This is a genomic window from Colwellia asteriadis, from assembly GCF_039523295.1.
In the GTDB taxonomy this organism is placed as follows: Bacteria; Pseudomonadota; Gammaproteobacteria; order Enterobacterales; family Alteromonadaceae; genus Colwellia; species Colwellia asteriadis.
In genome coordinates this window covers 121,668-134,093 of the sequence record NZ_BAAAFA010000011.1, presented here as the reverse complement: position 1 = coordinate 134,093, position 12,426 = coordinate 121,668, and the positions used below count along the sequence as shown (strand labels likewise).

Annotated in this window: 15 protein-coding genes; 5 read left to right on the top strand and 10 right to left on the bottom strand. The window is 37.7% G+C overall.

Going from position 1 to position 12,426, the window contains the following annotated elements:
* The first annotated feature begins 97 nt into the window (after positions 1-97).
* The 4 genes from metG (at position 98) to ABD005_RS15530 (ending at position 4,223) form a co-directional block, all read left to right on the top strand.
* Positions 98-2,221 (top strand): methionine--tRNA ligase, encoded by a 2,124-nt coding sequence (gene metG, locus ABD005_RS15545; RefSeq protein WP_343818570.1) that lies wholly within the window; start codon positions 98-100, stop codon positions 2,219-2,221.
* 139 nt (positions 2,222-2,360) lie between these two features.
* Positions 2,361-2,753: an Rcs stress response system protein RcsF gene (rcsF, locus tag ABD005_RS15540; RefSeq protein ID WP_343818568.1), complete on the top strand. Its 393-nt coding sequence runs from the start codon at positions 2,361-2,363 to the stop codon at positions 2,751-2,753.
* Complete coding sequence (gene tsaA / locus ABD005_RS15535) at positions 2,719-3,546, top strand: tRNA (N6-threonylcarbamoyladenosine(37)-N6)-methyltransferase TrmO (protein ID WP_343818567.1); 828 nt, start codon at positions 2,719-2,721, stop codon at positions 3,544-3,546. The genes rcsF and tsaA overlap by 35 nt, the downstream gene beginning before the upstream one ends.
* A 47-nt stretch (positions 3,547-3,593) precedes the next feature.
* Positions 3,594-4,223: a carbohydrate-binding family 9-like protein gene (locus ABD005_RS15530; RefSeq protein ID WP_215981403.1), complete on the top strand. Its 630-nt coding sequence runs from the start codon at positions 3,594-3,596 to the stop codon at positions 4,221-4,223.
* Between the two features lie 107 nt (positions 4,224-4,330).
* Here ABD005_RS15530 and ABD005_RS15525 read toward each other — a convergent pair whose 3' ends face one another.
* The 8 genes from ABD005_RS15525 to ABD005_RS15490 all read right to left on the bottom strand — a co-directional run bounded on the left by ABD005_RS15525 (position 4,331) and on the right by ABD005_RS15490 (position 10,114).
* Positions 4,331-4,819, bottom strand: coding sequence for a hypothetical protein (locus ABD005_RS15525; protein ID WP_215981404.1), 489 nt, complete (start codon positions 4,817-4,819; stop codon positions 4,331-4,333).
* Between the two features lie 509 nt (positions 4,820-5,328).
* The gene (locus tag ABD005_RS15520) at positions 5,329-5,766 is read right to left on the bottom strand and encodes a hypothetical protein (protein WP_343818564.1); all 438 of its coding nucleotides are present in this window, start codon (positions 5,764-5,766) and stop codon (positions 5,329-5,331) included.
* Between the two features lie 198 nt (positions 5,767-5,964).
* Positions 5,965-6,330 (bottom strand): SpoIIAA family protein, encoded by a 366-nt coding sequence (locus tag ABD005_RS15515; RefSeq protein ID WP_343818563.1) that lies wholly within the window; start codon positions 6,328-6,330, stop codon positions 5,965-5,967.
* Positions 6,331-6,345: 15 nt separating this feature from the next.
* Positions 6,346-6,816 carry a GNAT family N-acetyltransferase gene (locus ABD005_RS15510; RefSeq protein ID WP_343818562.1) on the bottom strand — a complete coding sequence of 157 codons (471 nt, stop codon included), beginning with the start codon at positions 6,814-6,816 and terminating at the stop codon, positions 6,346-6,348.
* 105 nt (positions 6,817-6,921) lie between these two features.
* Positions 6,922-7,335, bottom strand: a complete 414-nt coding sequence (locus ABD005_RS15505) for a DUF1801 domain-containing protein (protein ID WP_343818561.1) — start codon at positions 7,333-7,335, stop codon at positions 6,922-6,924.
* Between the two features lie 176 nt (positions 7,336-7,511).
* A complete protein-coding gene (locus ABD005_RS15500) occupies positions 7,512-8,897 on the bottom strand; it encodes a M20/M25/M40 family metallo-hydrolase (RefSeq protein WP_343818642.1) in 1,386 nt (461 codons plus the stop codon).
* Between the two features lie 112 nt (positions 8,898-9,009).
* Positions 9,010-9,333, bottom strand: a complete 324-nt coding sequence (locus ABD005_RS15495) for a hypothetical protein (RefSeq protein ID WP_215979983.1) — start codon at positions 9,331-9,333, stop codon at positions 9,010-9,012.
* A 313-nt stretch (positions 9,334-9,646) separates the two neighbouring features.
* A complete protein-coding gene (locus tag ABD005_RS15490; RefSeq protein ID WP_215979984.1) occupies positions 9,647-10,114 on the bottom strand; it encodes a rhodanese-like domain-containing protein in 468 nt (155 codons plus the stop codon).
* A gap of 266 nt (positions 10,115-10,380) precedes the next feature.
* Here ABD005_RS15490 and ABD005_RS15485 point away from each other — a divergent pair, with 266 nt between their 5' ends.
* The gene (locus ABD005_RS15485) at positions 10,381-11,244 is read left to right on the top strand and encodes a LysR family transcriptional regulator (protein WP_343818558.1); all 864 of its coding nucleotides are present in this window, start codon (positions 10,381-10,383) and stop codon (positions 11,242-11,244) included.
* A 6-nt stretch (positions 11,245-11,250) separates the two neighbouring features.
* Here the strand turns inward: ABD005_RS15485 and ABD005_RS15480 are convergent, their stop codons facing one another.
* Positions 11,251-11,784, bottom strand: coding sequence for a DUF1697 domain-containing protein (locus tag ABD005_RS15480; RefSeq protein WP_343818556.1), 534 nt, complete (start codon positions 11,782-11,784; stop codon positions 11,251-11,253).
* A 143-nt stretch (positions 11,785-11,927) separates the two neighbouring features.
* Positions 11,928-12,401: a BamJ family beta-barrel-assembly machinery protein gene (gene bamJ / locus ABD005_RS15475; protein ID WP_215979987.1), complete on the bottom strand. Its 474-nt coding sequence runs from the start codon at positions 12,399-12,401 to the stop codon at positions 11,928-11,930.
* Between the last annotated feature and the right edge of the window lie 25 nt (positions 12,402-12,426).

Sequence of the window (12,426 nt, the reverse complement as noted above, 5' to 3'; positions counted from 1 at the left end):
ATGAATACTTGCTTAGAACGACATAAGCATCTTGAGAATAATCGTTAAATTCTGTACTATTGCCCCCATTATTACCATCAAAAAACGTATCTTTTTCATGTCTGAGCAAACTTTATCTGCCGCTGCGCCATCAAAGCGTAAAATTTTAGTCACTTGTGCCTTACCTTATGCCAATGGTTCAATCCATTTAGGGCACTTGTTAGAGCACATCCAAACCGATATTTGGGTACGTTTTCAGCGAATGCGTGGTCATGAAACTTATTTTGTTTGTGCTGATGATGCCCACGGCACACCAATTATGCTTAAAGCACAAGAGTTAGGTATTACGCCAGAAGAAATGATAAACGCTGTGCGTGATGAGCACATGGCTGACTTTGCTGATTTTCATATTAGCTTTGATAACTATCACTCAACTCACAGTGATGAAAATAAAGCTTTTGCTGAAGAAATTTATAATCGTTTACATGCTAACGGCCATATAAAAACCCGCACTATTTCGCAGCTATATGACCCAGAAAAAGGCATGTTTTTACCAGATCGCTTTGTTAAAGGTACTTGCCCTAAGTGTAAAAGTGAAGATGAAAACGGCGACAGCTGTGATAACTGTGGTGCAACATATTCACCAACAGAGGTTATTAACCCTCGCTCTGTTGTTTCGGGTGCAACACCTGTTTTAAAAGACTCTGAACATTACTTTTTTGACTTGCCTGCGTTTGAGCAAATGCTCAAAGATTGGACCCGCAGCGGTGCTTTGCAAGAAGAAATGGCAAACAAATTATCAGAATGGTTTGAACAGGGGTTAAAACAGTGGGACATTAGCCGTGACGCGCCTTATTTTGGTTTTGAAATTCCTAATGCACCAGGTAAATTCTTTTACGTATGGTTAGATGCTCCTATCGGCTATATGGGCAGCTTTAAAAACTTATGTGATAAAGACTCATCAATAGACTTCGATAGCTTCTGGAATGAAAACTCAGACGCTGAGCTTTACCATTTTATCGGTAAAGACATTATTTATTTCCACAGTTTATTCTGGCCAGCGATGTTAGAAGGTGCAGGTTATCGTAAACCTACTTCGGTTTATGCCCATGGTTTTGTTACAGTTAATGGCGCTAAAATGTCTAAGTCAAAAGGGACATTTATTAAAGGTCGTACTTATTTAGACCACCTAAATCCAGAGTATTTACGCTATTACTACGCAGCAAAATTAACGAATCGCATTGACGATTTAGACTTAAATTTAGAAGATTTCGCTCAACGTGTAAATTCAGATTTAGTTGGGAAAGTAGTGAATATTGCTTCACGCTGTGCGAGTTTTATCACTAAACGCTTTGATGGCATGTTATCCGCTAATGTTGATGATCAAGCACTTGCTGATGAAGTAATGGCTGCCGGTGATAGCATTGCCTCACATTATGAGTCACGTGACTTTGGCCGTGCCATGCGTGAAATCATGGCATTAGCTGATAAAGTTAACGAATATATTGCGGTTAAAGAGCCATGGCAGTTAGTTAAAGATGAGACTAAGCAGCAAGAAGTACAAGATATTTGTTCGCTTGGTATTAATATGTTCCGTACTTTGGTAATTTATTTAAAACCAGTATTACCCGTATTAGCTGAAAGCACTGCTGAATTTTTAAATGATGAACTGGTTTGGGATGGTCATAAAAATTTACTAACATCACATAAAATTAATAAATTTAAAGCCCTACTACAACGTGTTGACATGGATAAGATTAACGCCATGACCGATGCTTCAAAAGATAGTATGGGTGGTGCTGATAACGCTAAAGAAGAGAAGAAGACCAAGAAAAAATCAAAACCGGCTAAGGTTGTTGATAATTCCGCTGCCCTAGCTGATCCCTTAGGCGCGGATCCTATTTCAGCAGAAATTCAATTTGATGATTTTGCCAAAATCGATTTACGTATTGTAAAAATCATTAATGCACAGCACGTTGAAAAATCAGATAAATTATTACAATTAACCTTAGCGTTAAATGAAGAAGGTACTGAAACTCGTCAAGTATTCTCAGGAATTAAAGACGCGTATCAACCTGAAGATTTAATTGGTAAGCATACGGTAATGGTGGCTAATTTAGCACCGCGTAAAATGCGTTTTGGCATGTCTGAAGGTATGGTTTTAGCGGCAGGCCCTGGTGATAAGGATATTTGGATTTTAAACCCAGAAGACGGCGCTAAAGCGGGTATGCGTGTTAGTTAATACCGAATAGCATTTAATATAAAATCAAAAAAGGTATAGCGTTGGCTATGCCTTTTTTATTAGCTCAGTTTAAATCGTTGTCTTATAATCACGTTTATAGCAACACCTTATTAATAGTCATTCAATAGGATAATGCCTAATGAAAAGCATCATTAACATCCCTTTATTCGTTGCCCTATCAATAACCACGTTACTTATCGGCTGTAGTGGTAACTATGCATTTAATAGCAATGTTAAAGGCGACAACGTTGAAGAATACTTTAGCGCCAGCCACGTTAAAATATACGAAAATGAAAAAGCCTTTAGCGGAGCAAAAAACTATCTCGGTATTGTTGAAGGTGAAGACTGCCAAGCTAAATCACACTTAGCGCCACCAGATGAGCTGAATGCCCGTACACAAGCAAGACAAGCGGCTTATAAATTACAAGCCAATGCGATTGTTTTTACTAGCTGCGTAAATATTGAGTCGAAACAATGTGTAGCGCAAATAGTTTGCTATGCCAAAGCTTACCAAGTTACCGATGCCCAATAATATGTCCAACCATATGCCCAATCATAATAAATCGAGCGATCTTAATGAGATCAGCTCTGAGTCTAACGTTATTGACCCCTTAGCTGCAATTACCTTAACCCCCATTGCAACAGTTTTTTCTCCCTATAAAGAAAAATTTGCTATTCCAAGGCAACCAAACTTAGTGAATTGCGCCCAAGGTAAAGTGGTTTTTATTGGCACAGCGAATAACGAAGAATTATTACGTGGTATTGAGCAATTTAGTCACTTATGGTTAATTTTTATTTTTCATGGTACGCAAGCACAAGGTTGGAAGCCGCTGGTGCGCCCACCCCGTTTGGGCGGTAATAAAAAACTCGGTGTATTAGCCACTCGTTCAACCTTTAGACCTAATCCTATTGGTATGTCGGTGGTTAAACTAGAGCGGGTAATACAGTTAAGTGATGGTAATGTTGAATTACACATATCAGGGTTAGATTTACTTGATGGCACCCCTATTATTGATATCAAGCCTTACATCCCCTACTCTGATGCGTTGACAGATGCTGAAGCTGGTTTTGCTCAACATCAACCTATTGCGCCTTTAACCGTCACCTTTAATGCTCAGGCGAAAAAAACCTTAGCAGAAATCAGCGTGCAATATCCTCAGCTAACATTATTAATTGAACAAGTGCTGGCACAAGACCCAAGACCCGCGTACAAACGTAATAAGCTTGATGATAAGTGCTATGGCATGACATTATATGATTTAGATATTCAATGGCAGATGAGCTCTTTACAGGCAATTGAAGTTATCGCTATATTGAAAAAATAACCTTATTCACACGAATGAAGTAGTACGAAGAGAATACGGAAGTAATTATGAAACAATACGCCATAAAAAAAATCACAACATCACATATTAACTGGCAAGCTATCGATAGTTTAACCATTGATACTTACCCTTGGTACGAGTCGGGTAACAAGCAAAGTACCTCAGTAAAATTAGCCGCTAATAGCGACACCTTATTTATACAAATTATTGCCCAAGACAATTACAGTTTTGCTCAACAAACTGAACTCAATCATATGCTAATTTGTGAAGACTCTTGTGTTGAGTTTTTCTTTAGCCCAAGCGGCGAACTAGGCAGCAGTTATGTAAATTTAGAAGTTAACTGCTGTGGCACATTACACTTAGCCTATGGTGCAGGACGTGATAACCGACAGTTTATCAGCTTAGCATCTGCTGGTTTATTACAACGTAAAACCAGTATTCAAAGCCCGGTAAAATTTGAACAAAGCAGTGATCAGCAATGGAGCGTTGAAATAGCACTGCCATTTGCTGCCATTGAGCAATTAACGGGAGATAAGGTTAATCATCAGCAATGGTTTGGTAATTTTTATCGTTGCGGTGGTAGAAAAGACCCACAATATGCAGTGTGGAATGATATAGCTGTAGATACTCCAGATTATCACCGCCCAGAGCATTTTGGCGAGCTAGTTTTCAGATAATAAGAGTTCGCTTAAGCTATTAATATAAACAACGGGATAACAGTTAACCCCGTTGTTTATAGTTACGTTAATTAAGAGGTATAACGTAAAAACAAATTACTTACTATTTAAGTCGTTTTAGCTTCAATACGTTCACGAATAATTTCGATGACGCGATAAGCCTCTTCTTCGTTAATATTTTGTCCTTCAATGATTGAGCGCTTAAACGAAAACGATCCAACCCAACCTGATGACTCTACTACTGCAACGGTAAGGCTTTTATTTAAAAAGTAATATAATGGACCAACAATGAAGCCAATGAAGAAAACCGGAGCTAAAATAACCGTTAGTGCTAACGCCATTTGCCAGGGCTTTTGATAACCGTAATACGCAGAAGTAATAGACTGCATTGGGATAATACGTTTCTCTTGTCCAGCTAATGATGATGAGGTGAATTTTATGATATTCTCTTTGATCTCCACTTCATTAGTTGAGTCTATTTTTAATAAAGATAAAAGCCAAGAAAGTAAACCAGACTCACGGCCCACTAAGTGTACATAATCACCATTTTCATTTGCTTCTTCGTCAGCAAACCATTTTTTTATTACTAAAGACATCCATTCATTTCCTTTTAGTGAAAGATAAAACTTTTTATTGTTAGATAAGTACTAGGCGCTGTTAATCTTTCGCGGTTAAATTTTGCTAGCGATAAAAGCGTTTTAATCACGGCAGACAGTATTTTTTGGTCACTTTTACTACGTTATCACCTTTTTATGTGACGCTACATGGATGTAACTTATTAGACAATGCAGGAGCTTATTGTCCTGAATAACCACACGACAAAGGCTCTGCCTTGTATAAATCCCCAACAAAAAGCTGCAAAAACAATCTCGAAAGATCAAAAATCCTAGGCGAAATACGACTATCGTTACCTTAACAATAACAGTCTAGCTTGTATTTCGAACAACATACTATGGGTAAGCCAATGAAATATCAAGATAAAATAGATATCTATTTATCAAGCAATAAAAAACCGAGTACAAATATTACTATCAATAGTTAATACTTATACTCGGCTTTAGTTTTAGTAAAAGCTAACTTAAGTTAGCTTTTTTATCGTGTACTTTTATTTAAGCTTTACTACTTGGCCAGTTAACGCAACACCGGCAACAAACGTTCCTGCACCACATTGAAAGGTGTCATTGCTTGACGTTAAGTTATGCTTATAGTTTGATTTAATATTCACCACTGCATTACCGCCTGCTTGTACTGCTCTCTCTTTTAAAGCAATCATCGCTGAAAGGAATACCCACTGACAAGCTTCTTCATCAGATTTATTAAATGCATTGGTTTTTTTATTGGTTTTATATTCACCAAGATCTTGTTCAACTTCACCGTACGCTTGCTCACCAAAGTAAAAAGAAATATTAGTACCTAATTTTGATTTGGCTGCACCTTGGTTTAAGGCATCGGCAACAGAATATGCATTAATATCATCTCGTGCGAAGGCTTGAGACGAAAGTAACGTAAGAGAGGTTAATGCTAAAACTGCTATTTTTTTCATATTCATGATCATAATTTCCATTTTATTATATTGGTGTTACAACACCCGCACAGAAGCTTTGTTTAATCATTTAAAGCAAAAAATTTCATACCTCGGTATAAAAGCGGGCAAGTCCGTCAATAATAACGGAAAATGATAAACGATAACAATATTTTATTAAAATAATCCGGCCGTAAGTGTAAGTAACACGGTTAAGTATTACGACGTAACCCAGTGCCATGCTTGTGCTAACTCACTTGTTTCAAAGTGCTTTTCATTAACGCCCACTAACTTACCAAAAGGGCTGTCTACTGCAATTAGCCAAGCCAGAGTTTTACTGTTAGAAACAATAGCAAGGTTATTCATATGCTTTATATTTTTTAATGCCCACTTAAAATCATTGTAAGCAGCTTCTAAGGTAAAACTGATGTTGTCATCAATTACAATTAATATATTGATTTCACCATGATCCGCTATCAATTTATCAAATATCGCAATCCATTTATTTTCTTCCGCAGCATCAACCTTACCCGAAACAAAGACACCAATGTTAGCTCCTTCACTTTGCTCTAATCTTGTAATCATTTTCATTCCTTTATTTTAGTTGAGGTTTTTTATCATATGTACGGTTTCAGCGGTAAAGCCTTGCTGCTGATAAAAGCTATAAGCTTTATTATTTTTAGCAAACACCTCTAGATGTAATAAACGATAACCTAACTCTTTTGCCCAGACTTCCACCGATTCAATCAATAATTTCCCTAAGCCTTGACCTTGGGCTTTTGGTAATACCGCAAGTAAAGGAATAGTGCCACACACCTCACCTGAGATACTGTCAGTGTGTGAACGCGCATGAATAAAACCATAAGGTTTAGCGTTTATTTCAGCAATAAGTGTTATTTGGGGAACTGCACTTTTTACTAACATTGCAGTAATATAGTCATCCTGCATTTTTTGAATAACCTCATCGGTATGCCAAGCTAATTGAGCGACTTCAGCAAGGCGTGGTGATAATTCAAAAATAAATGCGCGATCGATATCCGTAGCTTTTCTAATATTAATTTGTGTTTTCATACGATATTAAAGGCTCTCTACTCTAACCTATTGGTTTAATTTACATTATGCTTTTCGTTATTTAAGAGTGACACTACTATGGTTGTTACACAAAAGACAGCCGACTTAATCACTTTTTACGATATTACTTTGGCATACATAATGGTTTTGCATGTACTTTATGGACAGTTTCGCCAACGATTCGAGAACCTCAAGGTTTATATTTGATAACTTGTTAATGTATAAACACGACTTACCTACTTTACATTTACCAAGCTTGGCGAGTAACGGTTCAAACTCATTAAACCCGGGCATGATATAAACAACTAAGTGTTGTTTTCGAGGTGAAAAGCCAATCACTGGCGCGTTGCCTTGATGACCACTTTCATATTGATAATGGTACTGTCCAAAGCCAATAATAGTGCCATCAAGATAAGGTTGATATCCAGACACTTTCGTTAACATTGCCTGTAGTACTATAGTGTCATTTTTTCTCGTCTCATGATCAATATTTGAGATAAATTCTGCTAATGCGTTCATTTGATTACCTCTTATTTAATCTATTAATTTAACCTATCAACTTAATATAGTACTAACCTCGTACACTGCTAATCTAATGCTAGTCACTTATACTAACTCCTATAAACAAAAAAGCACCCGTTTAGAGGGTAAACTAAACGGGTGCTTTTGTAATTATAGGCGTTTACGCTATTGCATTATTTTCCTAATATACGTGTTTTTGCATTAGCTGCCATGTAAGCAAAAACGGCGTAGGTTGCAACATTTTGACGTAACTTTTCAGGATCAATTTTATCTAAAGTATCATCTGCCGTATGATGGTAATTAAAGTAATCGGTACCATCTTGAGCTAAGCGAAACGCTGGAATATTAAACGGACGAAATGGGATTAAATCTGGACCACCGCGAGCGGTATTTTTACCGATATGCTCAACATTTAACGATGCCATCGCTTTAGCAATATCACGTACCACCGGTAATGCGCTAGCATCGACATTTGACTCTATTGCCCATATTTTATCCGCACCAAAATCAGATTCTGCCGCTGCAACAATATGCTTCAAATTTTTCTCATTTGCTTTAACGTAAGCTTTAGCGCCCCATAAACCAAACTCTTCTGCAGCAAAAAGTACCACTCGAATACTACGCTTAGTTTTCCCTTTTGAATGTGCTAACTTAGCCGCAGCCATAGTAATAGCAACACCAGCACCATCATCTAATGCGCCTGTGCCTAAATCCCACGAGTCTAAGTGACCACCAATCAGCACATGCTCTTGTGGAAATTCACTCCCCGTAAATTCACCAATAACATTGTAAGAAGTCCCCTCGCCCATTGATTGCGCTTGCACATTAATATTAATAGTTACTGGCTCACCTAATGCAACTAAACGATGTAATTGATCAGCATCGGCATTTGAAATTGCTGAAGAGACTATTTTAGTTACGCCTTCTTTATAATGGCTACCACCAGTGTGGGCAAAACGATGATGCGCAGTACTAACCGATCGCATTACATAACCTACGGCACCTTTTTGAGCCGCTACTACGGCGCCACGGCTACGTGCTTGTACTGCTGGACCATAACCATTACCGTCACGATCGCGATTCATTTGGTAATTAATAAAAACTATTTTACCTTTCGCTGCACTTTCAGGGGCACTCTCTAACTCATCTAAGGTTTGAAACTCTATCACCTCTGCTTGTATGCCCTCTTTTGGCGTGCTGATACTATTACCTAGTGCAGTAATATGTAGTTTTTGTGGTGACGGGCTTATAACTGCTGCTGATTCTGAGTAACGAATCCATTTAGGAAAAGTTGCTGGCTCAGTCCATACCTTATCAAACCCCATAGCATTAAATTTAGCAACAGCCCATGCAACGCCAGCTTTATCACCTGGTGTACCTGGCATTCTAGGACCAACTTCGGTGGTTAATGACTCAACTAAGTCCCACGCTAAATCACTGGTGAGTGCTTGTTGTTTTATTTGTTCAACATCCGTTAACTGCTGTGTAGAAAAGTTATCTGACTTTGCTTGTGCACTGTTAAGAGTTAAAACGGACAAAAAAGTGCTAAGAAGCACCATAATAAATCGATTATTCATAGCGTAAACCTACTCATATTTTAAGTTAATAACGGCTTAAAGAAAGCTGTTGTAAGTTAATTATTTTTATTATTTTGTTAAATTACCAATACGATTAACGCTGTTTACCGTATTTATTTTTCATACCCACAACCTTACGTGCAATAGCCAATAATTCAGGTGAAATATCTTCTGCGCCATCTTTAATTAACTTACTTACATCGCCTGATGAAAAAAGAGAACCACGCTCTGATTTAACCCCTAACGAGCGAACGAAGTCTTTCGTTTTTCCGGTACTGGCAGTATCAATATACTTCAAAAGCACTTGCTCATTAAAGCTTTGAGGCTCTTGTTTTAACGTGGTTATTTCATTGGTTAATGCTTGAATTTCAGCTTCTAAGTTTTCAATTAACTCAGCAAGGTTAGTATATTGTTTCATGGCGTAATTTAACTCTTTGGGGTTATCAAACTACCGAAGGTAGCTATTGTATAGTTGTTAAGCATAAAGCAGCCATTAGTACAGCAACTTACTTGAGTGTAATTGTATCGTGAATGGCTATGAGTAAATAGCTAACTAAGCAGTAAAGTCTGGTTTTATCTCGCTAATTAAGCAGCAAAAACGCAAAGAAATGTAAACACTGACATAGCCCATAAACGATAAATAAAAGTTATGATTTTCTTGAATCTATCGTTGTCTTTCAGCAAATATAACCTTCGTTCTGCTTACTTATTCTTGAGCTGAGTTTTTTTAGTTATTGCTGAGCTTTATTCATACGGCGGTTCACAGGATAACGCTCAAAGTCTTCCCAGTAATGAATACCGCCTAGCATTTCTTTAACCTCATAACCTAAAGCCGCTATTTTAAATGCCGCTTTGGTGGCACCATTACAACCGGGTCCCCAGCAATAAACCACAAACTGGGTATTTGTTGCGTATCTCGCCAATGCTTCGGCATTAATTTGCCCGTGAGGCAAATTCACAGCACCAATCGCATGGCTTTTTTCAAAGGCTTCAACCGAGCGCACATCGAGTAAAATATACGAATTATTACCCGCTTGAATATCAGTATAAACATCTGAGCAATCTGTCTCACAAGCTAATTTACCAGCAAAATAGCGTAATGCTTGTTCAGGTGGTGTCGCAATAGTGTTAAATGCACCGTTTTTAGTTATTGGCGCTGGCTCTACACTTAAGCTATTTTTTACCTTATTTTTTGTCATAACAGTTTTCTCCTTTTTAATTAACTTATCTAACGAGCTTAATTTAGCGCTTATAAGTTAATTAAGGTAACTGCTATGGTCAGTTAAGCATATTCGTTTTTTTTGAAAGAGAAGTTCAGTAAATATGAATAGCAAAAATAAATAACGCCATTTATAGTTGCGCTACCTGTGAACAAAGTTTTAAATTTTATGCGACTATAATGTTTGAGTCCGCGGGTTTTAAATGACGAGCTTTAATAAACGAATTCAGCCAATAGGAGGTTTTATTGGAATTTTATCACTTACGCTCTTTTGTCTCGGTTGCTAATACCGGTAATTTAACGCAAGCAGCAAAGCGTTTATACACTACACCGCCAGCGATCAGCGCACACATTAAATATTTAGAAGAAGAGCTAAATACTCCGTTATTTATACGCTCAAACAAAGGCATGGCGTTAACCGAAAAAGGCAAAATATTACTTGAAAAAGCCCAAGTAACCTTAGATAGCGCGATAGACATTGTAAATGTTGCTGCGCAGCAACAACATGAAGTCATCGGCAACTTTAGCTTAGCGATTAATGTTAATAGTGAACAAGTTCAACTGACTGATTTAATTACGCTGTTACAGCAAGACTGCCCCGCGATAAACTTAACAGTACATGCTCAATCGACAGGAAAAACACTTGTTGATATAAAAACGGGATTAATTGATGGGGGTTATATTTATGGTGACATTCCTGAGGATTGTTTAGGTGTGACAGTACTCACACAAGTAATAACTACCATTGCGCCAATACACTTTCGTAATAATATCAGCGCGTACGAGCTTAGCCAGCAACCTTGGATTATGATGAGTGATTATTGCCCATTTGATCATTTTTTAACTGAAAAGTTAGGTACGACTATTAAATCAGTATTAAGTACCGCTGATGATAATAGTCGTTTAGCTTTAGTTACATCAGGGCTAGGATTAAGCTTTTTAGAAAAAGAAAGCGCATTAACCGCCAAGAAAAATCAACAAATCCACATTATTTCAGCGCTAGATTTCACTACACCACTAAGCTTTGTTATTGCAAAAAATAGAGTTGATGAGCCTATTATTAAAGCGGTATTTACAAGCGTTAAACAGCTTGAGCAAGTGTCAAGCTAAGTGCGGCTAAGCACTAATAATTTCCAATAAGCTATTCAACTTATTAACGGTATTTAAGTTGCGTCCTGTCGCTGTTACACCTAAACAAAGTTCAATATTTGCCACTAATTTAGAGCGGCCAATGCCATCAGGGGCATGTAAATAAAAAACATTATCATGAAGTTGGTACTGCTCAGAAGCGGCGTTATATTGTGCTAGCTTTTCTTGGTTAAGCTGCGCTTGCGTATTGCAAAAATACAAATGACAAAACTTACCCTCAACATCGCCATAAGGATTTTGCATACTAAATTGATTAAATTGTGCTTTAGTAAACACCATCACGGGGGCGGTAAAACCAAAGTGCTCGGCAACTAATGTCGTTATCTGCTCACTCACTTCGCTCGCTGTTAGCTCGCTTAACGTGACAACATTGCCACTTTGAATATAAGTTTTTACTTGCTTAAAGCCATGCTGCGTTAATAACTCAGCCAAGTTTTTCATTGGTAGAATATTTTTACCTGAAACGTTTATTCCTCGAAATAAGATCACATAACTGTGCATAGTAACGTCCTATTGTTTCAACAATTAAGGGAAAAGTAAGCCCTTGTTTAAGCTAGCAGCACTAAGTCAAGCTTAGCTAGCTCCAGCGTAACCAAGTCTAGCTTAACCCAATCTGACTCAGCCAAGTTTAGCTCTGCTAATACTTAGTTAATGGCCAATAATTCAACATCAAAAATCAATACTGAACCCGGCTGAATTTTACCTGCCGAATTATTACCATAGCCTAAACTGGCTGGAATAAAAAAGCGTGTTTTCTCACCAACCACCATAAGCTGCAAGCCTTCAGTCCAACCTTTAATAACGCGGTTTAAACCAAAGCTAATCGGTTCACCGCGCTCAACTGAACTATCAAAAACACTACCATCAATTAAGGTGCCATGGTAATGCACTTTTACTTGTGACAATGCTGTTGGCTGCTCGGTGCCAGTGCCAGGTGTTAACACTTGATATTGCAAACCTGAAGCAGTTTCAATAACGCCAGCAACGGCTTTATTAGCCGCTAAAAATTCATTGCCTTGAGCAATATTAATTTTTGCTGCTTCCTTATTGACATAACTACGATAAAAGAAAAAAGCCACAATGGCTAACACAATAAAAAGTAAAAGGTATCTGCTCATAATATTTCTCTTTTGGTTAATACCA

Excerpts from the sequence above, each read along its gene's own strand:
- ABD005_RS15505 (WP_343818561.1), bottom strand. The coding sequence starts at position 7,335 with ATGAACGCATTAGCAGAATTTATCTCAAATATTGATCATGAGACGAGA.
- ABD005_RS15530 (WP_215981403.1), top strand. The coding sequence starts at position 3,594 with ATGAAACAATACGCCATAAAAAAAATCACAACATCACATATTAACTGG.
- ABD005_RS15520 (WP_343818564.1), bottom strand. The coding sequence starts at position 5,766 with ATGAAAAAAATAGCAGTTTTAGCATTAACCTCTCTTACGTTACTTTCG.
- ABD005_RS15495 (WP_215979983.1), bottom strand. The coding sequence starts at position 9,333 with ATGAAACAATATACTAACCTTGCTGAGTTAATTGAAAACTTAGAAGCT.
- bamJ (WP_215979987.1), bottom strand. The coding sequence starts at position 12,401 with ATGAGCAGATACCTTTTACTTTTTATTGTGTTAGCCATTGTGGCTTTT.
- ABD005_RS15500 (WP_343818642.1), bottom strand. The coding sequence starts at position 8,897 with ATGGTGCTTCTTAGCACTTTTTTGTCCGTTTTAACTCTTAACAGTGCA.
- tsaA (WP_343818567.1), top strand. The coding sequence starts at position 2,719 with ATGCCAAAGCTTACCAAGTTACCGATGCCCAATAATATGTCCAACCAT.
- ABD005_RS15490 (WP_215979984.1), bottom strand. The coding sequence starts at position 10,114 with ATGACAAAAAATAAGGTAAAAAATAGCTTAAGTGTAGAGCCAGCGCCA.
- ABD005_RS15510 (WP_343818562.1), bottom strand. The coding sequence starts at position 6,816 with ATGAAAACACAAATTAATATTAGAAAAGCTACGGATATCGATCGCGCA.
- ABD005_RS15515 (WP_343818563.1), bottom strand. The coding sequence starts at position 6,330 with ATGATTACAAGATTAGAGCAAAGTGAAGGAGCTAACATTGGTGTCTTT.
- ABD005_RS15480 (WP_343818556.1), bottom strand. The coding sequence starts at position 11,784 with ATGCACAGTTATGTGATCTTATTTCGAGGAATAAACGTTTCAGGTAAA.
- rcsF (WP_343818568.1), top strand. The coding sequence starts at position 2,361 with ATGAAAAGCATCATTAACATCCCTTTATTCGTTGCCCTATCAATAACC.
- metG (WP_343818570.1), top strand. The coding sequence starts at position 98 with ATGTCTGAGCAAACTTTATCTGCCGCTGCGCCATCAAAGCGTAAAATT.
- ABD005_RS15525 (WP_215981404.1), bottom strand. The coding sequence starts at position 4,819 with ATGTCTTTAGTAATAAAAAAATGGTTTGCTGACGAAGAAGCAAATGAA.